At 69.0% G+C, this 25,753-nt stretch carries 24 protein-coding genes, 1 tRNA gene and 4 pseudogenes; 15 read left to right on the forward strand and 14 right to left on the reverse strand.

Features of this window, described 5'->3' with window-relative positions:
* From P0592_RS17555 to P0592_RS17580, 6 genes are all read left to right on the forward strand, one after another.
* Complete coding sequence (locus P0592_RS17555) at positions 1–747, forward strand: ABC transporter ATP-binding protein (protein ID WP_276272206.1); 747 nt, start codon at positions 1–3, stop codon at positions 745–747.
* Position 748: 1 nt separating this feature from the next.
* Complete coding sequence (locus P0592_RS17560) at positions 749–1,162, forward strand: universal stress protein (protein WP_276272207.1); 414 nt, start codon at positions 749–751, stop codon at positions 1,160–1,162.
* Positions 1,163–1,290: 128 nt separating this feature from the next.
* Positions 1,291–1,365: transfer RNA gene (locus tag P0592_RS17565), tRNA-Thr, on the forward strand.
* A 388-nt stretch (positions 1,366–1,753) separates the two neighbouring features.
* A complete protein-coding gene (locus tag P0592_RS17570) occupies positions 1,754–2,515 on the forward strand; it encodes a hypothetical protein (RefSeq protein ID WP_276272208.1) in 762 nt (253 codons plus the stop codon).
* Positions 2,515–3,759 (forward strand): DCC1-like thiol-disulfide oxidoreductase family protein, encoded by a 1,245-nt coding sequence (locus P0592_RS17575; protein WP_276272209.1) that lies wholly within the window; start codon positions 2,515–2,517, stop codon positions 3,757–3,759. The genes P0592_RS17570 and P0592_RS17575 overlap by 1 nt, the downstream gene beginning before the upstream one ends.
* Before the next feature lie 116 nt (positions 3,760–3,875).
* Entirely contained in the window at positions 3,876–4,178 is a 303-nt protein-coding gene (locus tag P0592_RS17580) for a DUF7562 family protein (RefSeq protein ID WP_276272210.1), read from the forward strand.
* A gap of 14 nt (positions 4,179–4,192) precedes the next feature.
* On the opposite strand, the gene P0592_RS17585 is transcribed toward P0592_RS17580, so the two are convergent.
* The 3 genes from P0592_RS17585 to P0592_RS17595 all read right to left on the reverse strand — a co-directional run bounded on the left by P0592_RS17585 (position 4,193) and on the right by P0592_RS17595 (position 6,453).
* Positions 4,193–5,233, reverse strand: coding sequence for an NAD(P)-dependent alcohol dehydrogenase (locus tag P0592_RS17585; protein ID WP_276272211.1), 1,041 nt, complete (start codon positions 5,231–5,233; stop codon positions 4,193–4,195).
* 69 nt (positions 5,234–5,302) lie between these two features.
* Positions 5,303–5,548 carry a DUF7385 family protein gene (locus P0592_RS17590; RefSeq protein ID WP_276272212.1) on the reverse strand — a complete coding sequence of 82 codons (246 nt, stop codon included), beginning with the start codon at positions 5,546–5,548 and terminating at the stop codon, positions 5,303–5,305.
* Between the two features lie 38 nt (positions 5,549–5,586).
* Positions 5,587–6,453, reverse strand: a complete 867-nt coding sequence (locus tag P0592_RS17595; RefSeq protein ID WP_276272213.1) for a cytochrome c oxidase subunit 3 — start codon at positions 6,451–6,453, stop codon at positions 5,587–5,589.
* 174 nt (positions 6,454–6,627) lie between these two features.
* Between P0592_RS17595 and P0592_RS17600 the strand changes: the two genes are divergently transcribed.
* The 5 genes and pseudogenes from P0592_RS17600 to P0592_RS17620 all read left to right on the forward strand — a co-directional run bounded on the left by P0592_RS17600 (position 6,628) and on the right by P0592_RS17620 (position 13,879).
* Positions 6,628–9,705 carry a dipeptide ABC transporter ATP-binding protein gene (locus P0592_RS17600; RefSeq protein ID WP_276272214.1) on the forward strand — a complete coding sequence of 1,026 codons (3,078 nt, stop codon included), beginning with the start codon at positions 6,628–6,630 and terminating at the stop codon, positions 9,703–9,705.
* Positions 9,706–9,794: 89 nt separating this feature from the next.
* A complete protein-coding gene (locus P0592_RS17605) occupies positions 9,795–11,468 on the forward strand; it encodes an ABC transporter substrate-binding protein (protein ID WP_276272215.1) in 1,674 nt (557 codons plus the stop codon).
* 67 nt (positions 11,469–11,535) lie between these two features.
* Positions 11,536–12,576, forward strand: a pseudogene (locus P0592_RS17610) (ABC transporter permease); the annotation flags it as partial.
* 61 nt (positions 12,577–12,637) lie between these two features.
* The gene (locus P0592_RS17615) at positions 12,638–13,522 is read left to right on the forward strand and encodes an ABC transporter permease (RefSeq protein WP_276273953.1); all 885 of its coding nucleotides are present in this window, start codon (positions 12,638–12,640) and stop codon (positions 13,520–13,522) included.
* A 3-nt stretch (positions 13,523–13,525) separates the two neighbouring features.
* Positions 13,526–13,879, forward strand: coding sequence for a DUF7268 family protein (locus P0592_RS17620; protein WP_276272216.1), 354 nt, complete (start codon positions 13,526–13,528; stop codon positions 13,877–13,879).
* A gap of 1 nt (position 13,880) precedes the next feature.
* Here the strand turns inward: P0592_RS17620 and P0592_RS17625 are convergent, their stop codons facing one another.
* Entirely contained in the window at positions 13,881–14,915 is a 1,035-nt protein-coding gene (locus tag P0592_RS17625; protein ID WP_276272217.1) for a YhjD/YihY/BrkB family envelope integrity protein, read from the reverse strand.
* Positions 14,916–15,037: 122 nt separating this feature from the next.
* Here P0592_RS17625 and msrB point away from each other — a divergent pair, with 122 nt between their 5' ends.
* Entirely contained in the window at positions 15,038–15,448 is a 411-nt protein-coding gene (gene msrB / locus P0592_RS17630; protein ID WP_276272218.1) for a peptide-methionine (R)-S-oxide reductase MsrB, read from the forward strand.
* Between the two features lie 10 nt (positions 15,449–15,458).
* On the opposite strand, the gene P0592_RS17635 is transcribed toward msrB, so the two are convergent.
* The 5 genes and pseudogenes from P0592_RS17635 to rpl7ae form a co-directional block, all read right to left on the reverse strand.
* Positions 15,459–15,698: a glutaredoxin family protein gene (locus P0592_RS17635; protein ID WP_276272219.1), complete on the reverse strand. Its 240-nt coding sequence runs from the start codon at positions 15,696–15,698 to the stop codon at positions 15,459–15,461.
* Between the two features lie 59 nt (positions 15,699–15,757).
* Positions 15,758–16,220, reverse strand: a pseudogene (ndk, locus tag P0592_RS17640) (nucleoside-diphosphate kinase).
* Complete coding sequence (locus P0592_RS17645) at positions 16,220–16,618, reverse strand: 50S ribosomal protein L24e (protein WP_276272220.1); 399 nt, start codon at positions 16,616–16,618, stop codon at positions 16,220–16,222. The pseudogene ndk and the gene P0592_RS17645 overlap by 1 nt, the downstream one beginning before the upstream one ends.
* Before the next feature lie 3 nt (positions 16,619–16,621).
* Entirely contained in the window at positions 16,622–16,849 is a 228-nt protein-coding gene (locus P0592_RS17650) for a 30S ribosomal protein S28e (protein ID WP_276272221.1), read from the reverse strand.
* Between the two features lie 11 nt (positions 16,850–16,860).
* Positions 16,861–17,223, reverse strand: coding sequence for a 50S ribosomal protein L7Ae (gene rpl7ae, locus P0592_RS17655; RefSeq protein ID WP_276272222.1), 363 nt, complete (start codon positions 17,221–17,223; stop codon positions 16,861–16,863).
* Between the two features lie 245 nt (positions 17,224–17,468).
* On the opposite strand from rpl7ae, the pseudogene tmcA reads away from it, so the two are divergent.
* From tmcA to P0592_RS20295, 3 genes and pseudogenes are all read left to right on the forward strand, one after another.
* Positions 17,469–19,707: pseudogene (tmcA, locus tag P0592_RS17660) on the forward strand (tRNA(Met) cytidine acetyltransferase TmcA); the annotation flags it as partial.
* 81 nt (positions 19,708–19,788) lie between these two features.
* Positions 19,789–20,193 (forward strand): DUF456 domain-containing protein, encoded by a 405-nt coding sequence (locus P0592_RS17665; protein ID WP_419181141.1) that lies wholly within the window; start codon positions 19,789–19,791, stop codon positions 20,191–20,193.
* On the forward strand, positions 20,190–20,354 hold the full coding sequence (locus tag P0592_RS20295) for a DUF8014 family protein (protein WP_276272242.1): 165 nt from the start codon (positions 20,190–20,192) through the stop codon (positions 20,352–20,354). Before P0592_RS17665 ends, P0592_RS20295 begins: the two co-directional genes overlap by 4 nt.
* Here P0592_RS20295 and P0592_RS17670 read toward each other — a convergent pair.
* The 5 genes and pseudogenes from P0592_RS17670 to P0592_RS17690 form a co-directional block, all read right to left on the reverse strand.
* A pseudogene (locus P0592_RS17670) lies at positions 20,353–21,080 on the reverse strand (GNAT family N-acetyltransferase); the annotation flags it as partial. The gene P0592_RS20295 and the pseudogene P0592_RS17670 sit on opposite strands and share 2 nt — an antisense overlap.
* A gap of 69 nt (positions 21,081–21,149) precedes the next feature.
* Complete coding sequence (locus tag P0592_RS17675; RefSeq protein WP_276272223.1) at positions 21,150–21,509, reverse strand: DUF8055 family protein; 360 nt, start codon at positions 21,507–21,509, stop codon at positions 21,150–21,152.
* A 6-nt stretch (positions 21,510–21,515) separates the two neighbouring features.
* Positions 21,516–23,174, reverse strand: coding sequence for an FAD-dependent monooxygenase (locus P0592_RS17680; RefSeq protein ID WP_276272224.1), 1,659 nt, complete (start codon positions 23,172–23,174; stop codon positions 21,516–21,518).
* Positions 23,167–24,822 carry an electron transfer flavoprotein subunit alpha/FixB family protein gene (locus P0592_RS17685; RefSeq protein WP_276272225.1) on the reverse strand — a complete coding sequence of 552 codons (1,656 nt, stop codon included), beginning with the start codon at positions 24,820–24,822 and terminating at the stop codon, positions 23,167–23,169. The genes P0592_RS17680 and P0592_RS17685 overlap by 8 nt, the downstream gene beginning before the upstream one ends.
* A gap of 2 nt (positions 24,823–24,824) precedes the next feature.
* Entirely contained in the window at positions 24,825–25,679 is an 855-nt protein-coding gene (locus tag P0592_RS17690) for an electron transfer flavoprotein subunit beta/FixA family protein (protein ID WP_276272226.1), read from the reverse strand.
* Positions 25,680–25,753 lie beyond the last annotated feature (74 nt).

The raw sequence follows: 25,753 nt of genomic DNA on the forward strand, positions 1-25,753 counted from the left end.
ATGGCCACGACAGACTCCGACACGACCACGACCGACGACACCGTCCTCTCGATGGAGAACGTCACCGCGGGGTACGGCAACACGACCGTCCTCCACGACGTCAACGTCGCCATCGAGGACGGACAGATCGCCTGCCTCATCGGCCCGAACGGCTCGGGGAAGTCCACGCTGATGAAGAGCATCTACGGCTTCGCGGACGTGAAGGCCGGCAGCGTCCACTTCCGCGGCCAGGAGATCACCGGACGCTCTCCCCAGGCCAACCTCAAGAACGGGATCAGCTACGTCCTGCAGGACGCCAGCGTCTTCCCGAACACGAGCGTCCACGAGAACACGCTGATGGGCGGGTACGTCTTCGAGGACGACGAGAAGGCCGCCCAGCGTGCGGAGGTGCTGTACGACGAGTTCCCGATCCTGGGCGACATCCGTCAGCAGGACGCCGGGACGCTCTCGGGCGGTCAGCGCCGGCTTCTGGAGCTGGCGCGCGCGCTGATGGTCGACCCCGACGTGATGCTGCTCGACGAGCCCTCGATCGGGCTCGAACCGCGGTTCATCGACGACGTCTTCGAGCGCATCGAGCAGCTCAACGACCTCGGGACGACGATCCTGCTGGTCGAACAGAACGCCGAGAAGGGCCTGTCCGTGGCCGACCGCGGCTTCGTGCTGGCCAGCGGCGAGATCAAGTTCACCGGCACCGGCACCGAGCTGCTCAACGACGAGCAGGTCGGCCGGCTCTACCTGGGTGGCTGAGATGTACCGCGTACTCGTTCCGGTCGACTCCGATCCGGACCGCGCCCGCGGACAGGCGGCCTTCGTGGCCGAACTCCCGACCGCCGCCGACAACGTCGCGGCCGTCGTCACCCACGCGCTCACCGAGGAAGAGATCGACGCCCCGGACGAACTCCGGACCGTCGAGCGCGTCGAGACGGTCAAGCTCGTCCGGGACTACCTCGCCGAGCGCGGCGTCGACGTCGAACTCGCCGAGGGCCGCCAGCCGCCAGCCGACGGCATCCTCGAACTCGCCGACGAGTTCGGGGTCGACCACGTCGCGATGGGGTCGCGCAAGCGCTCCCCGACCGGCAAGGTGGTCTTCGGCAGCGTCGCACAGGAGGTGATGCTCCAGGCGGACGTCCCCGTGACCGTCGTCGGCGCGCGCGAGGAGTGAGAACGGCTCTCCCGGCCGTCGGGATTCGCAATCCTTATTGCGGTTATCGGTACTACGAAGAACTGCAAGTGGCACACGACCGACGTGCTGTCGTCACGTGAGTCTGGTCGCGTGTGCTCGCTTTCGGTGCCGGTGTAGCTCAGACTGGCTAGAGCGAATCCTTCGTAAGGATTAGGCCGAGGGTTCAAATCCCTCCACCGGCTTTCTGCTGCGAACGGTTCGTGAGCAGCGAACGCCACGACGAGGGATTTGACGCACGGAACGAGAGAGCGAAGCGACCGAAGTTCCGGCGGTTCAAACGCTCTCCACCGGCTTGTTCCGCCGCCCACGAACTCGCGGGTGGCGACGCTGCAGTGTGGCGGGTCCGGATCTGTCCCCACCGACGACGAGGGTTCGAAGCAGGTACCCGTCAGAATCGGGCGGGCGTACTCGCCGTTAGTTCGTCTGTACCGGCCGAATATAGCGCTCGTAACTAAGTCCGGGTCCGGCAGACGGCCCGTATGCGGACCGGTTGGACCGTCGTCGGGGTGTCGGAGCCGTGATCGGGAGTCGAGTCCACCGCGGTCCGAGCTGTGGAGGTGTGAGAGCGCCGTGAGCCTGCTCGTCGGTGGTCGACCGCTCGCGGTGGGTCTCGTCGAATTCCTCCAGCCGTACGCTTCGTACCTCCTCCCCGGTATCTTCGTGGGGTTCCTGGCCGCGGCGGCCGTCGCGGTGGCGCTGTCCGACCGCTTCCACGCCCGGACGGTGTTCGTCGCGGGCTTCTTCCTCGCGTTGCTCGCTGTCAACTTCGTCGTCCCGACGGCTCCGTACCCGTTGGTCTCGTGGGCGCACTTCGCCGAGCCGACGGCGGAGACCGAGACGTACCGGGAGTTCCGGGTCGTCGACGAGTCGGGCCACGAGCTCAAGATGCACGGGCGGATGACCCTCGCCTTCGAGGGCGTGTCGATGAACTCGCTCCGGCGGAGTATGCTCACCGAGTACGACCGGGAACGGAACGAGGCGGTGGCGCGGTACCTGTTGCTTCGCGCCCGCGAGTACCGCGACCGGGTCGGTGAGCGGGGACTCCTCTACCGGCTCCGGTACCCCAACCACGGATTGACCGCCGTCTGGACGGAGGGGACCCTCGAACGGTACGACGCGTTCGTCGGCATCCGGATCTACGAGATGACGTTCGTCACGTCCGCCGACGGCACCGAGGTCGTCGAGTACGAGGAGGAACTGGTCTTCGAGTCGTTCCCCCTCGGCGGGCGGACGAGCGTCCCGGCCCAGCCCAGCGCGATGCCGACCCGGGAGATGAATCGGACCGTCCTCGATGCGGGGGCGAACGGAACCGTCCGGGAGGGGAGCGGCTGATGTTCGTCAACTACGTCGCCGACGACGAGCGCTCGTCGCCGATCAACTACGCGGCCGCCCGTCTCGTGCTCGCGGTCTGGCTCGTCTGGAAGACGGTCTGGTACGACTGGCCGCGGCACGTCAGCGTCCCCTTCCGGGCGATGGCCGGCGAGAGCTACGCCTGGGCGCTTCCGGTCGGGGCACCGTGGCTCCTGACGGTCGAGCAGTGGCTCCTCGTCGGCCTGTTGCTGCTGTTCGCCGTCGGCTACCGGACCCGGGCGACCGGGTTCGCGAGTGCGGCACTGCTGGCACATCTGGGTGTCGTCCGAGCCACCCTCAACAACAGCGGCGAGACCAAGAGCCTGTTTCTGGGTTCGTTCGTCCTGCTGTTCTTCGCGCTGTACGCCGACGACGACGCGCTCTCTGTCGACGGACTCAGGCGAACCGCCGACTGGTCGATCGAGACGCTCGTCGAGCGACTGAAGTCAGACGCCGGCGGCCGGTACCGGCTGCGCGGGCTGACGTACTCGCTCCTCCTGCTGGCGGTCCTCTTTTTCAGCACGGCGGTGAGCAAGGTCGTCGCCGGCGACGGCCTCGGGTTCGTCGCGCCGGACAACCTCACGCGCCTCGTGCTGGTTCGCTCGTACGTCTACCCGTGGTACGACGCACAGCTGCTCCTCGTGGAGTATCCGGTCCTCGGAACTCTCGGCGGCGTCGGGACGCTCGTCGTCGAGATGGGGTTGCTCGTCGCCGTCCTGCTCGGGATCACCGTCACACCGGTCGTGTTCGGGCTGGCGACGTTCACGCTCTCGAACGTCGTCCTGCTCGGGATCTTCTTCGTAGACAACCTCTTTCTCCTGGCGCTGTTCACCGCCTTCGACCGGGTCCACGCTCGGCTGGCGCTCGACCGTGACCTCGACCTCGTGTTCGACGAGCGTTGTCGGTTCTGTGTGCGGGCGCTGTACCCGTTCAAGCTCGTCGACGTCGCGGGGTCGGTCACGTTCTACTCCCAGTCCGACGTCCCGGCCCGGTACGGCGATCGCGAGGACGTGGACTTCGGCACTGCGATGTACGTCTTCGACGACGGGACGGCACACGAGGGATACGACGCGTTCCGGGAACTCTGCCGGCAGTACCGAACCTTCCTCCCGTTGGTCGGGGTGATGGGACTGCCGCCGGTCCGCGCCGTCGGTCGGCGCATCTATCGCTACGTCGCGGCCAACCGGAGCCGGCACTTCACCTGTGACCCCGACAGCGCGGGCTGATCGGTAGGGGGCTGTGGATCGACACGCCGATTGGCGGGTCCCGAACCCCGCTATGTTTAAATTACCCTCGCAAGTGAGGCAGTAGAGCGACCGTCCCGGGCCACGAGACGACGAGTATGAGCTACCGCAACGCCTGGCACCGCGACGGCGACGAGAGGGTGGTCTGTATCGCCTGCGGGGACGAGGTGGACCGGGACGACGCCCGCGAGTACGACAAGCACGGCGACCGCTGGGACCGCGGCGAGAAGTCCTTCGAGTACCTCTGCAAGCCCTGCGACGGGGACCGGTCCCACGCCCCCCGACGGGGACTGGAGGAGCGACTCGTCGAGGCGGGAGCGGGCGAGACCGACCGCGAGACGTTCCTCGGGCGGTACACCGCCCTCGTGAGCGACGAGGAGCGGGCCGAGCGACGGGGCTGATCCGCGCGGCGGCGCTACGGCGTGATGACCGCCCGGCCGTCGATCTCGCCGTGTTCCAGCTTCTCTGCCACCTCGTTGACGGCGTCGAGGTCGTAGCGGCTGGTGTGGAGGTCGACGTCCCCGCGGTCGACCAGTGCGACCAGCTCCTGCAGTTCGGTGTACTGGCCGACGATGTTACCCCGGAAGGAGAACTCGCCGTTGACCAGCGCCTGTGCCGGTTCGTGGACGTGGCCGCCGTAGCCGATGATGTGGTGGTCGCCGCCGGCCGCACAGAGATCCGGCGCGAGCTCGGTCGTCTCGTCGGCACCGACGAAGTCCAGGACCTGTGCCGCACCGACGCCGTCCGTGATGTCGTCGACCTCGCTCGGGACGTCCTCGCTGGTCGGGTCGAGCGTGTAGTGAGCGCCGAAGCGGTCGGCGAGGTCGCGGGCGGACGCCTTGACGTCGACGGCGACGATGTCGGCGGCGCTCATCGCGTCGACACACTGGAGGCCGATGTGGCCGAGGCCGCCGATACCGATGACGACGCAGGCGTCCCCGGGGTCGAGGTCGGCGACGGCCTTCTTCGCGGCGTGGTAGGCCGTGATGCCGGCGTCGGCGTGGGGCGCGATGTCGGTCGGGTCGACGCCGTCGGGCAGCGGGATCACCGACCGCTCGTCGGTGAGCAGCTGGTCGGCGAAGCCGCCGTCCGTCGTCAGGCCGTTGAACGCCTGGTTCTCGCAGTACATCGTCTCGCCCTGCCGGCAGGGCCGACAGGTCCCGCAAGTCTGGACCGGGTGACAGATCACCTGGTCGCCCTCGTCGACGATCCCGACTTCCTCGCCCACTTCGACGACCGTGCCCGCGTTCTCGTGGCCGAGTGTCAGCGGGAGCGGCTGCTCGACGTACTGCTCCCACATCCCCTCGATGATGTGGTTGTCAGTCTGACACCAGCCCGCGCCCTCGACCTCGACGACGACGCCGCTGCTGTCTGTCACCTGTGGTGCGTCGACCTCGTCGATCGAGAGCCCGTTCGCCATATCGTCCGTGTACTCGTGGAGTCTTGCTGCCTGCATCGGCCCTGAGTACGTGTCACACACTCAAAAGTACTCGTCCGGGCGTCGAGTCCGACTACCACGACCCGGCTACCGATGTGTCAACAACAGGAGCTCGTCGTCGGTGCGGACCAGACAGAACGGCCCGCCGGGGTCGCCGAACGTGTTCGCTCGCTTCTCCGTGACGAACAGGCGCTCGAAGGCCTCGCCACAGGCCGGGCAGGCGAACCCGTCCCTGTTGGCCAGCGTCGTCGTCTCCCGGTCCTGGGTCAGGAGCTTCAGCCCGTGACGGTAGTCGTGGACGTCGAAGCCGTCGCTGACGTCGAGCCGCTCCATATCCGGGGCAGTGGCGCGGGGAAGTTAGGGGTTCGCGTTCAGGCGAACAGGTTCGCGCCGATGTAGAGGACGACAACGAGGAACACCCACACCACGTCGACGAAGTGCCAGTACATCGACGCCGTCGAGACGGAGGTGTGGCGCTCGGGCGAGTACTGGCCGTAGTAGGCCCGCGCGAAGACGATGCCCAACAGCACCGCGCCCATCGTGACGTGGAGCCCGTGGAGACCGGTCAGGCCGTAGAACGCGGAGGCGTAAGCGCCGCCGGTGATGGTGAAGCCCTTGTGGACGATGAACTCGTAGTACTCGTACACCTGGCCGCCGATGAAGACGGTGCCCAGCAGCAGCGTCAGCCCGAGCAGGCGGACGAACCGCGAGCGGTTGCCGTTGATCAACGCGACGTGGCTGTAGTGCAGCGTCACCGAACTGATGATCAGGATGACCGTGTTGACGATGACCAGCGAGCCGAACACCTCGGGGACGGACGTCTGGGTCCAGACGTCAGTCCCGCGGACGATGAAGTAGTAGACGAAGCCCGCGCCGAAGGTGGCGAGCTCCGAGCCCAGGAACAGCAACATCGCGAACTTCAGCGTCCGGCCGGAGTGGTGGTCGGTCCCGCGCTCCCAGAAGTTGACGACGAAGGCGTGGTACAGCCAGCCGTAGATCCCAAGCAGGAACAGGCCGACGCTCCCGACGGTGGCGACGGCACCGACGGTCGTGCTCACGAGCGCGTTCTCGCCCAGCGAGAGGACGAACAGTGCCGCGCCGACGTAGATGCCGGAGCCGCCGATGGCGGTGATGAATGGCCACCAGCTCGCCTCGCCGAAGCCGCGGGGCCAGTCCTCCGTCGCCGGGAGGTGGTGGTCCCCGTGGCCGCCGTCGGCGTGTTCCTCGGTCGTGCTCATACTCGACCCATAACGAAGCGATCACTAAAAGCCCATCCAATTCCGTCCGGCGGAACGCAGTTACGTCGTCTCGACGCGAGCGGAGCGGGGGAGCACAGACTCGACCGGTCGGGACGGCAGCCCGCGTCGTCGCCGGCGGAAGCTATATCCGTGGGCTGTCTCCACTGTGTGACAGTGACTGGCCTACTCTCCCTGGGCGAACTCAGGACACAGTTCGACACGGACCGCGGTGCGGTGAAGGCCGTCGACGGACTCGACCTGACGATCGAGTCCGGCGAGACGGTCGGGCTCGTCGGCGAGAGCGGCTCGGGCAAGAGCGTCACGGCGCTGTCGGCGATGCGGATCGTCGACGACCCGGGCGAAGTCGTCGGCGGCGAGGTCGTGTTCGGCGACGCGGAGGTCGTCGCCGAACTCGCAGCGACGCATCCGGACGCCGTCGCGTCGTACCCCTACGAGCTCGTCGCCGCCTGCCGGCGGGTCGCGGGCGACCTCCGCGAGGCGGCCGATCCCCACGCCGCGGCCGACGAACTCCGAGGCATCGCGACTGATCTCGACGGCGCGGACGATCCCGGCGCGCTGGCGGCGGCCCTCCGGGGGATCGCCGACCGCCTGGAGTCGGGCGCGGACCCGGAGGCGGTCGGCCCCGAGATCGACCACGCCGTCGCGGACGCGCTGGACGGGTTCCTGTTCGTCGAGGGCGCGCGACTCGACCCGGAACCGGACAGCGACGTCGACCCCGGGGCCGACCCCTGGGAAGTGTTGCGCGAACGCGAGGACGGCCCGGAGCACGTCAGGCTCGACGGGGCGCGGGTCGACATCACCACAGCGCCCGAGCGGGCGATGCGGGACATCCGCGGCGGCGAGATGAGCATGATCTTCCAGGACCCGATGACGTCGCTCAACCCCGCGCTCACCGTCGGCGAGCAGATCGCCGAGAGCCTGCGGCTCCACCGCTACGACCAGAAGAAGGCCGACACCTGGCTCAACGGCGTCCGGGAGGTGATCGACCGCGGCGACACGGACGAGGAGATCGTCCAGGACGTGATCGAGATCCTCGAGGCCGTCGGCATCCCGGAACCGGAGTCCCGGCTCGACGAGTACCCCCACGAGTTCTCCGGCGGGATGCGCCAGCGGGTGCTCATCGCCATCGCGCTGGCCTGTCGGCCCAAGCTGCTCATCGCCGACGAGCCGACGACGGCGCTTGACGTCACCATCCAGGCCCAGATCCTCGATCTCATCAACGACCTCCAGGCGGAGTTCGGGATGAGCGTCCTGTTCATCACCCACGACCTCGGCGTCGTCGCCGAGACCTGCGACCGCGTGGCCGTGATGTACGCCGGCGAGATCGTCGAGGAGGGGCCGGTCGACGAGATCTTCCACAACCCCAGCCACCCCTACACCTACGCGCTGCTGGAGTCGATCCCCAGAGAGGACACGGACCGCCTCCAGCCCATCGAGGGGAACGTCCCGGACCTCATCGACCTCCCCGACGGGTGTCACTTCGAGCCGCGGTGCCCGTGGGCCCGCGAGGAGTGCACCTCGGGCGAGATCCCCTACCTCGACCACGGTCCGCCGGACGTGTCCCACAAGTCGAAGTGCGTGCTGGAGGAGTTCGACACCGACGAGTACGGCGCGGCGGCCGGCGAGATGGCCGTCGAGTCAGAGACGTTCGGCGGGGACCCGATGGTGGAGGTCGACGGCCTCCGGAAGTACTTCTCCCGGGCCGAGGGGTGGCTCGACGAGTGGCTCTCCGACGAGCCACAGACCGTCAAGGCCGTCGACGGCGTCGACTTCGACATCTACGAGGGCGAGACGCTCGGCCTCGTCGGCGAGTCCGGCTGCGGGAAGTCGACCACGGGCCGGTCGCTGCTTCGCCTGCTCGAACCGACGGACGGCCGGGTCGTGTACGCGGGCGAGACCATCACCGACCTCGACGACGACGCGCTGGGCGCGAAACGCCGCGAGATGCAGATGATCTTCCAGGACCCGATGTCGTCGCTTGACCCGCGCCAGACGGTCGGCAAGACGATCCGGGAACCGCTGGAGATCCACGACCTCCCCGTGAGCGACCCGCTCGTCGACACGCGCGCCGACGTCTCCGTGAGCGGTATCGACCGGAGCACCGTCGAGGTCGCGGTGGCCGACGACGCCGACGCCCTCGTCCCCAGCAGCGACGGGGTGGCCGTCGTCGACGTCGCCGTGACCGTCGACGGGGACGAGGTGGCCGTCGAGACCGGGACACCGATGGCCGTCGACACCACGGTCACGCGCTCCGACGGTCGGATCACCGCCGTCGAGATCCGCGTCAGTGCGGGCGACTCCGAACGGGCGCGACGGCGGAACCGCGTCGCGCAACTGCTGGAGGCCGTCGGGCTCGAACCCGCGCAGTACGACCGCTACCCCCACGAACTCTCGGGCGGACAGCGCCAGCGGGTCGGCATCGCGCGGGCGCTGGCGGTCGACCCGGACTTCATCGTCGCCGACGAGCCCGTGAGCGCACTGGACGTCTCCGTCCAGGCACAGATCCTCAACCTCCTGGAGGACCTCCAGGACGAGTTCGACCTGACGTACCTCTTCATCGCCCACGACCTCTCGGTCGTCCGCCACATCTGCGACCGGGTCGCGGTGATGTACCTCGGGAAGGTCGTCGAGACGGCCCCGACCGAACAGCTGTTCGAGACGCCGAAACACCCCTACACGCAGGCGTTGCTGTCCGCGATTCCGGAGCCCGATCCCCGGGCCGACGACGAGGGCCGTATCCTCCTCAAAGGGGACGTTCCGAGCCCGGTCGACCCGCCCTCGGGCTGTCGGTTCCGGACGCGCTGTCCCGAGGTCATCCCTCCCGACGATCTCGACGTCGAGCAGGCGGTGTACCGCGACGTGATGGACTTCCGGGAGGCCGTCGAGAACCGCGACATCCCGCTCGACGCCGTCCGCGACGACGCCGAAGCGCGGGCCGACGACGGGGGAACGGCCGAGGCCTCGGCCGACGGCGGTCGCGATCCGGAACGCCGGGCGTTCGTCCGAGCGATCTGGGACCGGGAGTTCGAGACCGAGCCCGACGGGGAGGTGCGCGAGGTCGTCCAGGAGGCCATCGACGCGCTCGCGGCGGACGACTGGGAGACGGCCGAGACGGTCCTGCGCGACCGCTTCGAGAGCCCGTGCGAGCGCGAGGAACCCCCCCTCTCCGGCGCGGCCGAACAGCCGGTCGCCTGCCACCTCTACGACGACCAGGGACACCGCCTCGACTGACAGCTACCCGGGAGATCCCAATCGTATGGGTACGATAGTCTCGGTCGGTACCCCGGTAAATTAAGTGGCCGACCGATACACGTTTTCCTATGTCACGCGATAGCACTAGTCGTCGAGACTTCCTGAAGGCCGCCGGCGCAGCGACGGTGGCCGCATCGTCGACAGCCGGCTGTGCGAGCTTCGGCGGCGGCGGTGGCGGGGGCGGTGGCACCCTGATTTACTCCCGCGGTGACCACCCCACGAACTACGACCCCCAGCAGACCACCAGCGGCGAGGTCGCGAAGGTGACCAACCAGGTGTTCGACACCCCCATCGACTTCAAGCCCGGGAGCGGCGGCGCACTCACCGACGGGCTGGCCAAGGAGTGGGAACTCGACGGCACGACGACGACGCTGACACTGAAGGAGGGGATCACGTTCCACGACGGCAGCGAACTCACCGGCGAGGACGTCCGCGCGACGGTCCGGCGGTTCATCGACACGGGGTACGAGCACTTCCTCGGGGAGAAGCGGTCGGGCTACTCGTCGGTCACCTTCGGCGACTGGGTCGAGAGCATCGAGGTCCCGTCGGAGTACGAGGTCCGGTTCAACCTCAAGCAGCGGTACGCGCCGTTCGTCCGCAACCTCGCGATGTTCGCCGCGGCCGTCCTCTCGAAGGACCAGATCGAGAGCCTCGGATCGGGGCCGGAGTCCCAGGCCCAGCTCGGGACGGAGCCGGTCGGGACCGGCCCCTTCCAGTTCGAGGAACTCGACAACTCGAACGAGAAGATCCGGTTCAGCGCCTACGACGACTACTGGGGCGAGGGACCCCACGTCGGCTCGCTGGTGGTCAAGACCATCAAGTCGAACCAGACCAGGGCGCAGGACCTCATCAACGGGGACAGCCACATCACCGACAACCTCGGTGCCCAGTCGATCAAGCAGATCCGTGACTCGGACGCGGCGAGCATCAAGGAGAAAGACGGGATCAACGTCGGCTACATGGCGTTCAACCAGTCCCGGAAGGCGGCGTTCCGCAAGCCGAAGGTCCGCCGTGCCATCAGCTACGCCGTCGACACGGAGGCAATCGTCGACTCGATCTATCAAGGGTTCGCGGCGGAGGCCGACCAGGCCCTCCCGCCGGACGTACTCGGCCACAACGAGGACGTCGACCCCTACCCCCACGACCCGGAGAAGGCACAGACGCTCCTCGAAGAGGCGGGCGAGAGCGACCTGGAGTTCGAACTCGCGACGTTCTCGAACCCGCGCGGGTACAACCCCAGCCCCGTCGCGACGGCGAACCAGATCCGGTCGGACCTGGAGGACATCGGCCTGACCGTCACGATCAACCAGTTCTCCTCGTTCGGGCCGTACATCGACTACACGTACGGCGGCAAACACGACGCCGCGCTGCTGGGCTGGTACACCGACAACGCCGACCCGGACAACTTCCTGTACGTCCTCCTGCACCCCGGCGTGTCCATCGACGACGTCCCGGACGGGCAGAGCTACGTGAGCTGGGACACGAAGGCCAACGCCTCGAACATCTCCTCGTGGGCCAACACCGACTACATGGAGCTGGTCGACGAGGGGCAGACGACCTACGAGAAGAGCGCCCGCGAGGAGCTGTACCTCGAAGCCGCGAAGATGACCCACGACCAGGCCCCGTGGGTCTTCATCGACTACGCCCAGCTGATCCGTGGCATCCACCAGTCGGTGCAGGCCGACAGCTACACGGTCAGTTCCGTCGGCGGGCCGTACCTCGAACTGGTCCAGCTGGAGTGAACCGATCGACTGATCGACCGTCGTACCGGGCGCAGGCCGCTTCGACAGCCGACAGTCTCCCCGACAGATGACATCCAAACGCTTCGTCCTCAAACGACTGCTGTTGCTCGTGCCCGTCCTCCTGGGCGTCGCGACGTTCGTCTTCGTCATCCTGCACCTCTCGCCGGGCGACCCGGCGCGGGTGATACTCGGACAGCGGGCGTCACAGGCCCGCGTGATCGAGCTCCGCCAGGAACTCGGGCTGAACGACCCGCTGTACGTCCAGTACGGGCGGTTCCTGCTGGAGGCGGCGCAGTTCGACTTCGGCCAGTCCTACAAGGTCGCACAGGGCCAGTCGGTCCGGAGCGTGCTTGCCTCGCGGCTCCCCGTCACCATCGAACTGTCGCTGTACGGGCAGGCCATCGGACTGCTGCTCGGGCTCCCGCTTGGGGTCATCTCGGCGGTGAAACAGGACACGCTCGTCGACCACGGTGGCCGGATCGGCGCGCTCTCGGGCATCTCGATCCCCATCTACTGGTCGGGGCCGATGCTGATCCTGCTGTTCTCGACGTACCTCGGGCTCTTCCCGGCCAGCGGCCGAATCAGCTCGACCGTCTTCCTCGCCGACCACTGGCACCTGTTCGGCACGGAGCTCCCGCTGACCGGGATGGTGACCATCGACACGCTGTTGCTGGGCCGGCTGGACGCGTGGTTCTCGGCCGTCCGGCACCTGTTCCTGCCCTCTGTCACCATCGGCATCTACTCGCTCGCGCTGATCTCGCGGATGATGCGGTCCTCGATGCTCGAAGTCGTCAGACAGGACTACATGCGGACCGCGCGGGCCAAGGGCCAGGGCGAGAAGATCACCATCATGAAACACGGCTTCCGGAACGCGCTCATCCCCGTCGTCACCGTCGTCGGCATCCAGTTCGGCACGCTGCTGGGCGGGGCCGTCCTCACCGAGACCGTGTTCGGCATCAACGGCATCGGGACCACCATCGTCGCCGCCATCAACGCGACGGACTACCCGCTGGTCCAGGGGACGGTCCTGACCTTCGCGCTGCTGTTCACCCTGGTGAACCTCGGCGTCGACATCACCTACAGCTACCTCGACCCCCGGATCCAACAGTGGCACGAGCACGGAAACGACCACCCAGACGCCGTCCGAGGACCGCGGCCTCGTCGACCGCCTGCGCTCCTCGCAGTTCCTCTCGGAACTGTTCTCGAACCGCATCGCCCTGACCGGGATCGCCATCATCGTCGCGATGGTCCTCATCGCGGTGTACGCGCGCCTGTTCCTCGACCTGCCGCCGCTGACCGATTCGCGGCTCGGCCAGGGGATACCGGATCGCGCCCCGCCCGGATGGGTCGGCCCGGCACCGGCCGACACCCACATCTTCGGGACCGACGCGGCCGCCCGCGACATCTTCAAGCGGACGCTGTACGGGGCCTGGATCGCGCTGAAGTTCGGGACCGTCGCCGTCGCCGCGTCGACGGTCGCCGGGATCGGCCTGGGGACGATCGCCGCCTACTACAGCGACGTCACCGACAACGTCATCATGCGGGCGATGGACGTCCTGCTGGCGTTCCCGTCGCTGCTGCTCGCGCTCGCGCTGGTGTCGATCTTCGGGGCGGGGCTCTGGAAGGCCACGGCGGCGCTGATCCTCGTGTACACCCCGCGGTTCGCCCGCGTCGTCAGGGGGGCGGCGCTGAAGGTCCTCGAGGACGAGTACATCGAGGCGACGGAGGCGCTGGGCGCGAACGACGCCCGCGTCCTCGCTCGCCACGTCGTCCCGAACTCGCTGGCCCCGATCACCGTCCAGTCGACGCTGAACTTCGGGCTGGCCATCATCGACATCGCGGCGCTGTCGTTCCTCGGGTTCGGTGCGCAGGCCGGCACGCCGTCGTGGGGCCTGATGCTCGCGAAGGGCGTCGAGAACGGCCTGCTCACCGGCAAGTGGTGGATGTCGGTGTTCCCGGGCCTGTTCCTCGCGGTGACGGTGCTTGGGTTCAATCTGCTGGGCGACGGGATGCGGGACGCGCTGGACCCGCGGATGCGGGAAGCGGTCGACTGACCGATGCAGGCGGGCGTCGAGGCCGAGGGGCGGGACTGGGGCCTGCTGGCGAGGGCGACCGGCGTCGGCTTCGCCGCCGCCGTCCTGCTGTTCTACGGTCTCGTGGCGACGGGGTGGTCGCCCCGCGACGCCAGCGAACTCGTCTTCCCGCTGGCGGCGCTGCCGTTCTCGCTCGGCCTGATCGGCTGGTCGACGGTGCTGCTGTCGGGGCGGGCCATCGAGACCTTCTCGACCGAGCTGGGGATCAGCGAGGGCTGGACCGTCGAGGGTGGTCGGCAGGGGACGGCGCTACTGACGCTGTTCGGGCTGGGCGGGATGGTCGGGGCCGCCGTCGCCGGCGCGCCGTTCGGGGTCTGACTCACTCCTCGTCGGGCCACCACCGGAGCGTCAGCGACACCGAGTCGTCGAGCCCGAAGACGCCCGTCTCGCGGTCGACGGTGACCGACTGGGGGGCGACCAGGTCGACGGCGTCGTCGCCGACGCTCACACGTAGGTCGTCCCCGTTCCGGTCGAGGCGGTCGGCCAGTGCGTCCAGATCCGAGAGCAGCGCCGTCCGGTCGACGGCGGCTCGCTCCCTCGTCGCGTCGGCGGCGTCGCCGACGACCGGCTGGATGGACACGTCCTCAGAGCGGTTCGAGAGGACGGCGTTGACGACGGCCCCCAGCAGGACGATCAGTCCGCTGACGTACAGCCACGTCAGGAGAAAGAGGATGCTGGCGACGAGGTTCTCGCCGGCTCCCCCGGCCTTGACCGCCGTGAACACGGCCTGGGCGACGGTGAGGCCGACGGCTGCGAAGGCGACGCCGGGCACGACCTCCAGGGGCGTCACGTCGGTGTCCGGGAAGACGTAGTACATCGGGTAGAAGACGACGAACAGCCCGACTGCGACCGCGCCCCCGTCGAGCAGGCGTCCGAGCGGGCCGGGGACGGCGACGGAGATCGCTCCCCCGACGACGCTGACGGCGACGATGGCGATCGCGACCGTCGCCAGCAGGAGCAGGCCGTCGATCAGCTGGTCGGCGAACGTGTTCTCGCTGCCGGTCTCGTAGATGTCCGAGAAGGCGGTGTCCAGCCCGCGGAAGATGCGCAGCGACCCCCAGACCAGAAAGCCCAGCCCCAGCAGTGAGACCGAGGCGTCCGCGCCCGCCAACCCCTCGCGGATGACCGCCGTCGACTGCTCGGTCAGGACGGCGGTCATGATGTCGACGATCGACTCGCGGAGCGTGACGTTCCGGGTCCGCTCGACGGCCGTCAGGACGAGCAAGAGGAGCGGGAGGATCGAGAGGAACGCGTGGTAGGCGATCGACCCAGCCATAAACGTGACCCGCTCTGTGCGGGCCTCGTGGACGACGGCGGTCCCGACCTCCCGCACCCGAGCGACGCGTTCGCGCATAGACGCCGTTCGACACGTCGCCGGATATACCCACCGCCCCGGGTCGTCCGGTCCCGGGGCACCGGCCGGCGAGCGGTCCGCTCTCGGGGGAACTTATGCCGCTCCGTCCCCTACCTGGGGCTATGAGCGAACAACAGAGTGACCTCCCCGAGAACGACGAGGAGTGGCGCGAGCTCCTGACCGACGAGGAGTACCGCATCCTCCGCGAGGCGGACACGGAACCGCGGTTCAGCAGCGACCTGCTCGACGTAGAGGGCGAGGGCGTGTTCACCTGCGCCGGCTGCGGCGCGGAGCTGTTCGACAGCGACGAGAAGTTCGACTCCGAGACCGGCTGGCCGAGCTTCTGGGACGTCTACGAGGAGGGCAACATCGAGACGCGGCTCGACGAGAGCCACGGGATGCGACGGACGGAGGTCGTCTGTGCTAGCTGTGGCGGTCACCTCGGCCACGTCTTCGACGACGGGCCGGAGCCGACCGGCAAGCGCTACTGCATCAACGGCGCGGCGCTGGACTTCGAGAGCGGCGACGAGTGAGCGACGGCCGTCAGGCGTAGCTCTCCTCGACGAACTCGAGGATGCGGTCGGACTCGGCCATCGTGACGCCGTAGTCGTCGTCGACCAGCACCGGCACCCCGCGCTGACCGGACACCTCCTTCACCTCGTCGCGGTCCGAGTGGAGCGCGTCGACCCAGATCGTGTCGTAGTCGACGCCGAGTTCGTCCAGTCGGTCGGCGACCTTCTCGCAGTACGGACAACCGTCCAGTTGGTAGAGCGTGCGACTCATAGCTGGGTCTGTGGACGGCTCGGAAAAGACGGTTGTGGTCGGGGGCGGCTACGAGTCCGTTACTCGTAGAGCCACGTCTCGTCGATCTGTTCCCACTCGACCAGCTCGTCCTCGTCGAAGAACAGCTCGATCTCCCGTTCGTTCGCGCCCTCGTCCTCGTGGTCGGAGCCGTGGATGACGTTCCGACCGAGGTCGAGGCCGTAGTCGCCGCGGATGGTACCGGGATCGGAGTCGGCCGGGTCGGTCTCGCCCATCATCTTGCGGACCTGTCGGGTGGCGTCCTGGCCCTCCCAGACCATCGCGAACACCGGACCGGACGTGATGAACTCGACCAGTCCGTCGAAGAACGGCTTGTCCTCGTGCTCGCCGTAGTGCTCCTCGGCGAGCTCCTGGTCGATCTGTGAACTTCCCGCCGACGAGCTTCAGGCCGCGGTCCTCGAACCGGGAGACGATCTCCCCGATGAGGCCGCGCTGGACGCCGTCGGGCTTGACCATCACGAAGGTGCGCTCGGTGTCGGACATCAGGCCTCGGCCTCCTCGGTCTCCTCGTCGTCGGCTTCCTCGTCGGCCGTCTCGTCCGTCTCCTCGTCGGCTTCCGCGGCCTCGTCAGCGCCGTCGTCGGCGTCGGCCTCGGACTCGCTCTCCGCCGACTCGGCGTCTTCGAGGTCGGGCGTCACGTCGCCGGCGTCGTCCTCGGGCGTCTCGTCCGGGACGGTGTCGTCGGCGGGCTGGTCCTCGCCCGCGGTGCCGCGGCCGGCCTCGGTCCACTCGAGGTTGCGGGCCTCCCGGCCCAGGTCGGCGTTGTTCTCGCACTTCGAGGAGCAGAAGTGGATCGTGCTGCCGTCGTTCCGGACGAACATCGTCCCCGTACCGGGTTCGATGTCCGCGCCGCAGTAGTCACATTCTCTCGTTCGGGGCATCGGTTACTGACCTCCGATGGCGTCGGCCTCGCGGGCCGTCTCGCGGAGCTGGAGCACGTCGCCCTCTCGGACCGGGCCCAGCACGTTCCGCGTGATGATGCGGCCCTGGTTCTCGCCCTCGCGGATGCGGCACTTGACCTGCATGGCCTCGCCGTGCATCCCGGTCTTGCCGACGATCTCGATGACTTCGGCGGGCGTGGAACCGCTGTCTTCGGATTCCTCAGCGCTCATCCGTGCTCACCTCAGCGGAGCTCCTCGACCTTGTCGGCGATGTCCTCGACGTCGGCCTCGGCGTCGCCGGCGTCGACGATGGCGGCGGCGGCCGAGCCGACCTCGAGGCCGGCGGCGTGACCGAGGTCGTCCTGCTGCTCGACGAAGATGAAGGGGACGCCCTTCTCGTCGGCCAGCTCGGGGATGTGCATCACGATCTCCTCGGGCTGGACGTCCTCGGCGACGTAGACGAGCTCGGCGGAGCCGCGCTCGACGGCCTTGGTGGTCTCGTTGGTTCCTTTCTTCACGCTGCCTGTGTCTCGTGCGACCTCCAGCGCCTCGAGGGCGTCGTCCTCGAGGTCGGCCGGAACGTCGAAGTCTACGTATACTGGCATTTGTGTAGTCACCTCCTGTGCACGGGCTCAGGCTCCCCCGCCGTCGCGGGCGACCCCGCGGCGCATCACTGGGATGCGCGGAGTCCTGAGAAGGCTGGGAGCATCATCAACCCGGCACAGGCTGTACTCCAATCTGTGCCACCCGTGCTAAAAAGCGCTTTCGAAGCCGCGGGCGCGTGCGAGCGGTCCACACGGGCCGCTGTCGGGACCGTCACGCCCATTTGCCACGCCGGCCCACGTCCGGTATGGACCTCGCGCGGTCGCTGCGGGCGGAGGCGCGCCGGTCGAACGAGCGGCGCGTCCTCGTCCTCGCCGGCGATCCCGATCGGACCCGCAGGCGGGCCGCCGAGGCGCTCGACGCCGCGGACGTCCCGCGCGAGGGGACGACGCTGCTTGGTCCCGAGGGGGTCCTCGACTGCGAGCGCCACGAGCAGTCGCGCGCGAGCGAACTGCTCGGCCGGACCCGCACCGCCGTCGTCCTCGACGCCCACGGGGAACTCCGGCCGAACGCGCTCGGAACGGCCGTCGGGGCCGTCGACGGCGGCGGCCTGCTCCTCGTCCTGACTCCCTCGCTTTCCGAGTGGCCCGAGCGGCGCGACGCCTTCGACGAGACGCTCGCGGTCCCGCCGTTCGGCGTCGACGACGTGACCGGGCACTTCCGCCGACGGCTGGTCGAGACGCTGCGGGCACACCGCGGGATCGCGGTCGTCGGCGTCCGGGCCGACGGCGACACCGTCGAGCGGGACGGCCTGACCGACCCGCCGCCCCGGCTCCCGCGTCGACCGCCGACCGCGCCCGCCGACGCCGCCTTCCGCCCCGAGACCTACGACGCGTGTCTCACGGACGACCAGGTGGCGGCCGTCCGCGCGTTCGAGACGCTCCGGGAGCCGGACGGGGCGGTCGTCGTCGAGGCCGACCGGGGAGAGGAAGTCCAGCGCCGCCGGCCTCGCGGCCGCGAACCTCGCGCTGGACGGCCGGGACGTCCTCGTGACCGCGCCGGGGTACCGGAGCGCCGCGGAGCTGTTCGCCCGCGCCGGTGCGTTGTTCGAGACGCTGGACGTCCCCGTCGTCAGGGACCGCGACGACGCCCCACACGAGCTCCGCGTCGATCGGGAGGGCGGGGGCAGAATCCGGTTCGCGTCTCCCGCCGACGCCGTCGCCCTGCCGGGCGACCCCGACGTCGTCGTCGTCGACGAGGCGGCCGCGCTCCCGGTCCGCCGACTGGAGTCGCTGCTCGCGGCCCCCGCCGTCGCGTTCACCACGACCGTCCACGGCTACGAGGGCGCTGGCCGGGGGTTCTCGGTCCGGTTCCGCGACCGCCTCGCCGAGAGCGACCACGAGGTGACCGACGTGACGATGACGACGCCGATCCGCTACGCCGACGCCGACCCGGTCGAGGTCTGGGCGTTCCGCGCGCTGTTGCTCGACGCCCGCCCGCCGGCCGACCAGCTGGTGCGCGACGCCACGCCCGAGTCCGTGCAGTACCGGCGACTCGACAGCGAGGAACTGCTGGGCGACGCGCACCTGCTCCGGGAGGCCTTCGGCCTGCTCGTGCTGGCCCACTACCGCACCGAGCCGTCGGACCTCGCGCGGCTGCTGGACGCCCCGAACCTCGCGGTCCGCGCGCTGACCGAAAACGGCCACGTCGTCGCCGTCGCGCTGCTGGCCCGGGAGGGCGGGCTGTCGGCGGCCACGCGGGCGGCGATGTACGAGGGCCAGCGCGTCCGCGGGAACATGGTGCCGGACGTGCTGACGACCCAGCTGCGCGACGAGGCGGCCGGCGTCCCGGTCGGCCAGCGGGTCCTGCGCATCGCCACCCACGCCGCCGTGCGCTCGCGCGGGCTCGGTTCCCGACTGCTGACCGAGGTCCGCCGGGAGTTCGAAGGCGAGGTCGACTGGCTCGGCGTCGGCTACGGCGCGACCCCCGAGCTGCTGCGGTTCTGGGGGGCCAACGGCTTCGGGACCGTCCACCTCTCGACCGCCCGGAACGACACCAGCGGCGAGTACTCGGCGGTGATGCTCGATCCCCGCTCCGAGGCGGGCGAGGCGCTGGCAGCCCGCCACGCCGGCTGGTTCTGCGACCGCGCCGCCGCGGTGCTGTCGGACACGCTCGACGACTGCGACCCCGACGTAGTCCGGGCGACGCTGCGGACGGTGGACCGGACGCCCGACCTCGACCTCTCGGCCTGGGAGTGGCGGCTCGTCGCCGGGGTCCCCGGGGGCGCGTCGATCCTCGACACGAACCCCGCGCCGTTCCGGGCGCTCGCGGTCCGCCACCTCGTCGCGCCCGCCGATCCGGACGCCCTCGGCGACCGGGCCGAGCGGCTGCTCGTCCGGAAAGTGCTGCAGGCCCGCCCCTGGGAGCGTGTCGCCGACGAACTGGGGTTCGTCTCCCGCCGGCAGTGTATGCGCGCCCTGGGAGACGCCGTCGAAACGTTGACCCGCCTGTACGGCGATGCGTGGGTACAGGAGGAACTCGACCGCTTCACGATCCCCGAACTCGTCCTCGTCGCCCTCGCGTTCCTGTTGCTCGTCGCGGGCGTCGCCGGCAGTCTCGTCCCGCAGGTGCCCGGCGCGCCGCTGTCCGTCGCGGGCGTGCTCGTCTACTGGTGGGCCACCGGCGAGCCCGGCACCGTCCTGCTGGTCGTGCTGGTGCTGATCGGCGTCCTGACGTGGGTCGTCGACTTCGTCGGGGGCGCGGTCGCGGCCCGCGTCGGCGGCGCGTCGAACCTGACGGCCGTCGTCGCCGGCCTCGTCGGCCTCGTCCTGTTCTTCGTGACGGGGCCGCTGGGGATCATCCTCGGCGTCACCGCGACCGTCTTCGCCGTGGAGTTCTACCGCCAGCAGGACGCGAGGAAGGGGCTGAAGGCGGCGCTGGTGACCACCGCCGGGATGCTCGCCTCCGGGGTCGTGCAGGCGCTCCTGACCGGCTCCATCTTAGTGGCGATGGTCGGCGTCGCGCTGCTATGACGGTCTGTGAGGAAGAGGGCTGCGAGAACGAGGCGGCGGTGGAGCTGCACGTGCCGTGGCGGGCGAACCTCGTGGTCTGCCCGGGTCACGCCCGCGTCTGGGCTCGGAAGGACGGCGTGGTTCCGGAACCCCTGGACGGCCACGAGGACGAGTGGCCCTGAGTTCCCGGGCCATCATCGTCTCGTCGACGTACTCGTCGCCGAACTTGTAGTGGTCCTCGCGGACGGCCTCGATCTCCCAGCCGTGGTCCTCGAGGAACTCGATGGCCGCCCCGTTGGTCGCCGGGATCGAGTTGTACAGTTTCTCGTAGCCGTGTTCGTCGGCCCACTCCGTGCCCCGTTCCAGCAGCCGTTCGCCGATCCCCTGCCCGCGGTACTGGACGAGCACGCCCAGCGTCAACTGTGCGGTGTGGCTCAGCTTCTCGGTCTCGGGGTGTTCGAGGTGGACCCAGCCGACCACGTCGTCGTCGACGCAGGCCACGAAGAAGATGCGCGACTCCACGTCGTTGTGCCGGAGCAGGACCCCTCGGAGTCGATGATGTCGGCCACCGTCTCCGCGTCGACGTACTCCCCGCTGCCGATCGCGGCCCGGATGGCCCCGACCAGCCCGGTCAGGTCCTCCTGGCGGGCCTGCCGGATGGTGAACTCCACGGACTCGGTCTCGAAGGCCTCCTCGCCGGGGTCCTCGTACGCGACCCTGAGTTCGTCCCCGTCCCGCTCCAGCATCCCGTCGCGCTGGAGGATCGCCACGTGGTGGCCGAAGGGCCGTGGCTCGATGTTGAGCGCGCGCCGGACCTCGTCGGCCGACGCCGTCCCGTGTGACTCGACGTAGTCGTAGATGTCGCGGCGGTCCGTGTGGTCGAACTGCAGTGGTTCCGTCAGCTCCATGTGTGATGTTACCACGACACTGCATATAGGGTTTGTCACTATCGTCCGGTTACTTTCGGAAGACGACCCCTACCGGTCGGGAACGCCGGTGAGCACGGTCGCGACGTCGCGGACGTCGTGGGTGTCGACGAGCAGTTCGGCGGCGGTGCGGATGGAGAACTCCCCGTCGAGGTCGACGCCGTAACAGGCGGCGTACAGTTCGAGCCACCGGTTCAGCGTCGCCTCCAGGCGGTCGAACTCCGACTCGCCGAAGCGGGCCCAGGTGTCGCCGGTCCGGGCCTCGCAGTACAGCGACACCGTCGGGCCGACACCCTCGCGGAGCAGTTCCAGCGCGCGCTCCTCGTCGGGCGGGTCCGGGTCCAGCGACTCCGCCCGCTCGTCGGCCCGCCGCTCCAGCGCCCGGATGCGGTCGTGGAACTGGTGGCTCACCGCCGCTCACCCCTGCTCGAACTCGACGCCCTTCCCGCCGGCGGGGTGATCCCAGTCCGTGTCGGCGACGACCGCACAGGTGCCACACTCGACGCAGGGCTGGGTGTCGAGGCTGACGAGGTGCTCCTCGTGGCCGTTCGTCTCGACCATCTCGTCGCGGTAACAGCCCCCGCCGAAGTCCTTGGCGCTGACCGGACAGGCCGTGACCGCGGTGCCCGACGCCTCGAAGGAGTTGTCAAGCAGCTGAATGTGTGGCTCGCCCACGTCGTAGGTCAGGTCGCCGATGCGGTCGTCCAGCTCCGGCGGCTCCACGCGGTTCTCGTCGGTGACCCGCTCGCCGAGTTCCTCGGCGATGACCGTCGGCAGCGTCACGTACGGCAGCTTGGTGTCCGGGATCATCGAGACCAGCGTCGGCGAGTTGTACGCGCGCTCGGCGAGGCCGCCGAGGTTCCGGACGGCGAACCGACCGACCGCCGACTCCGCCAGCGTGTTCGTGACGTCGTCGATCGGGCCGACCTCGCCGAGCTTCCCGACCACGTCGTAGCCGGTCGGTCGGAGCTTGTCCATCACGCCCTCGTCGTGGAGTTTGCGCTCGTAGTACTCGCCGGCGCTGTGAGGGTCGCCCCGCGATCGAGCCTCGACGAACGCCTCCGCGGCCAGCGCCCCCGCGGTGACGGCGTGGTTCATCCCCTTGATGATCGGCCCCTGGGCCTGCATCTGCCCGGCGGCGTCGCCGACCAGTACCAGCCGGTCCCTGTGTGGCGACTCGTGGGCCACCTTCTTCGAGTCGGGGACGAGCTTGGCGCTGTACTCCAGTTCGCGGTAGTCGTCGCCGAGCCACTGGGCCAGCAGCGGGTGGGTCAGCAGGCTGTCGAGCAGCTCCTGGGGCTCGGCGCGCTCGTCGGCGATGGAGTCGAGGTGAAAGACCGTGCCGATCGAGAGCGACGCCTCGTTGGTGTAGAGGAACCCCCCGCCCCGAACGCCGTCGAACAGGTCCCCCGAGAACAGGTGGGCGACGCCCTCGTCGTCGTCGACGTCGAACCGCTCGTTGACGAGGTCGGGGTCCATCTCCGCGACGGCCTTGACGCCCTGGAACCACTCCTCGGGGTCCTCCCAGTCCATCAGGCCGGCGTCCCGCGCCAGCTCGGAGTTGACGCCGTCGGCCGCGACGACGAGGTCCGCCTCGATCGGATCGATCTCCTCACAGGTGACGCCGACGATCTCGCCTTTCTCCCGGAGCAGGCCGGTGGCGTGGACCTCCGTCAGCAGGCCGCCGCCGGTCTCGCGGGTCAGCTCGTGGACCCGCCGGGCGAGCCAGGAGTCCATCTTCCGGCGGAGCACCGAATCGGCCCACTCCGTGTCGTGGTGGTGGAGGTCGCCGATGTCGAAGGTCTTCACCTTGTCCCCGGCGATGTTGTGGATGTAGTTCTCCGTCGCGGGCCGCTCCGTGGCCTCCTCGCGGAAGTCCGGGAACAGGCCGTCGATGGTGTAGGGGGCGGACTCCTCGGCGTAGATGAGCCCGCCGGAGACGTTCTTCGAGCCGGCGTCGACCCCCCGTTCGAGGACGAGTGTCTCGACACCGTTGTTGGCGAGCGTCGCCGCCGCCGCGGCCCCGCCGGGGCCACAGCCGACGACGACGGCCTCGTAGTGCTCGTGGTCAGTCATCGCTGACCTCCCCCATCGCCGCGGCGAGTTCACCCTGCTCGACGGCCTCGGTCAGGCGGGGCAGGACCTCGAACAGATCGCCCTGGACGAAGTAGTCCGAGAAGTCCCGGATGTCGGCCTCCGGGTCGGTGTTGACGGCGATGATCGTGTCGGACTCGTCGCAGCCGACCTTGTGCTGGATGGCCCCGGAGATGCCCGCCGCGATGTAGACGTCTGGCTCGACCTCCTGACCTGACTCGCCGATCTGTCGCTCCTCGGAGACGTACTGCTCGACGTGGCCGTCGAAGGCGTACGAGGAGGTGATGACCCCGCGCGAGAGCCCGAGGTCCGCGTCCTCGAAGGCGTCGACGAGGTCCAGCGCCAGTTCGATCCCCTCCGTCGGGTCGTCGCCGATGCCGCGCCCGACCGCCACGACCACGTCGTTGCCGGTGAGGTCGACCCCGCCCGAGAGCCGGTCGTGCTCCGTGACGTCGACCTGGAACCAGTCCTCGTCCAGGTCCATCTCGTAGTCGACGACCTCGGCCTCGCGTTCGGGGTCCGGGTCCGGGAGGTCGAAACTGCCCGGGATGACCGACGCGCCCTGCGGGTGGAAGTCCCGGTTGGGCTTGTCGATACAGAGGATCGTCGAGTACTCGAACCCGGAGAAGTCCGGCCGCTTCATGTGGAGGACGCGCTCGAACTCCTTCTTGTCGCCGGCCTCGCCGACCTTCGCGGGGTTCGAGATCATCTCGTTCTCGATGTACAGCCCCGAGCAGTCCGAGGCCAGCCCGGAGTCGAGCGCCCCCTGCACGAGTGCCGAGAGGTCCCGGCCGTTGTTCGTCGCGGGGAACAGCGTGTAGCGTGGCTCGTGGTAGTCCTTCCAGTCGACCTCCTCGTGGCCCTCGCTCGCGAGGTCCCCGCCGGCCCGCATCATGTCCACGACGATCTCGGTGTAGGGCGTGTGCCGGAAGCGTTCGAGACGGTCGTCCTCGTGGGTGACGACGAGGTCCGCGCCGTACGCGATCACGTCCTCGACGTGCTCGCTGGCCTCGTCGCCGACGAGGACGGCCACGACCCGCTCGTCCTCGTCGTAGTCGTCGTTGTACTCGTCCATCAGCCGGCGGGCCTTCCCGAGCATCTCCTTCGAGACGTCGATCAGTTCTCCGGCCTGGGTCTCGCAGTAGACCCACATGTCGCGGTACTCCGCGCCCGCGGTCCCCTCGACCCACCGCTTGTCGCTGGTCGGGTGGTCGAGCTCGGGGTACTTCTCCTCCGGCGGGACGTACTCGACCTCTTCGCCGTCGTCCTCGCTGCCCTCGACGGACTCGATGCGGTTCTCGATCTGCGTGATGGCCGACGATCGGTCCTCGCCCTCGCGTTCGCGTTCGAGGACGTCCCGGAGCACGTCCGGGTCGTCGACGTCCCGGACCATGTTCGCGATGTCCGCGACCGTCAGCTCCGACAGGTCGACCGTCGACGGGTCGATCCCGTCGTCGTCCTCGGCCGCGAGCTTGTCCATCCGGTCCTCGATGAGCGTCTTGACCGGGGCGCGGTCCTCGCCCTCCTCCTCCAGTCGCAGCATCTCGCGGAGTTCGTCGGCGTCGTCGACGTCCTTGATCTTCGGTCCCAGTTCGGCGATCTCGTGTTCCGTCGGGTCGATCTCTGGCATTGTCAGTCACCCGCCGCGTACGGCGTGAGTTCGTCGAGCAGCGGTTCCATCTCGGCCTCGTCGTCGGCGTCGATCATCGTGGCCTCCCGTTCGGAGGGGGCCTTCGGGATGGGGTCGACGCCGGCGACGATGGTCGGCGAGCCGTCCAGCCCGATGTAGTCCGGGTCGAGGTTCAGGTCCTCGTGGTCCCAGACGGTGAGGTGGTCCTCGTACGCCTCGGCCCGCTCCTGTGTCTGTTCGCGCAGGTCCTTGTGTTCGAGGCGGTGGCTCGCTTTCCGGTAGGTCGGCTCGAACTCCGGGTCGGCGACGACGAAACAGGGCAGCGGGGCCTCGACGGTCTCGATCTCCGAGACGTCGCCCTCGACGAGCCGTTTGGCCCGCAGGCGGCCCTCGTCGACGTCGACGTCCAGCGAGACCACGTGGGTCACGATGGGCCAGCCCAGGCAGTAGGCCGTCTGTGGCCCGGTGTGGCCCGTCTCCCCGTCGGCCGTCTTGAACCCCGCGAACACGATGTCCGGCCGCTCGTCGAGGTTCTCGATGCCGGTGGCGACGGTCATCGCCGTCGCCCACGTGTCGGCCGCCCCCATCTCCCGGTCAGAGAGGAGATAGAGGTCGTCGGCGTAGACGTCGCGCATCCCCTCCTGGAGGACTTCCTGATACCCCGGCGGCCCCATACTCATCAGCGAGACGTGCCCGCCGTTTCGCACCCGGGTCTGGAACGCCGCCCGGAGCGCGTGCTTGTCGTTGGGGTTCATCACGGTCGGTGTCTTCCCCCGTTCGAGGTGCCCGTCCTCGTCGAAGGACACCTGTCCCTCCCGGAAGTCCGGGACGCCCTTGGTGAGTGCTAGTGTATGCATTTCTGTCACGCCCTCTGTCAACGTACCACACGACGGCGGGACATAAATGTATGTTCAGCGTAACGACTCGGGGC

The sequence above is a fragment of the Haloarcula litorea genome (genome assembly GCF_029338195.1).
Classification (GTDB): domain Archaea; phylum Halobacteriota; class Halobacteria; order Halobacteriales; family Haloarculaceae; genus Haloarcula; species Haloarcula litorea.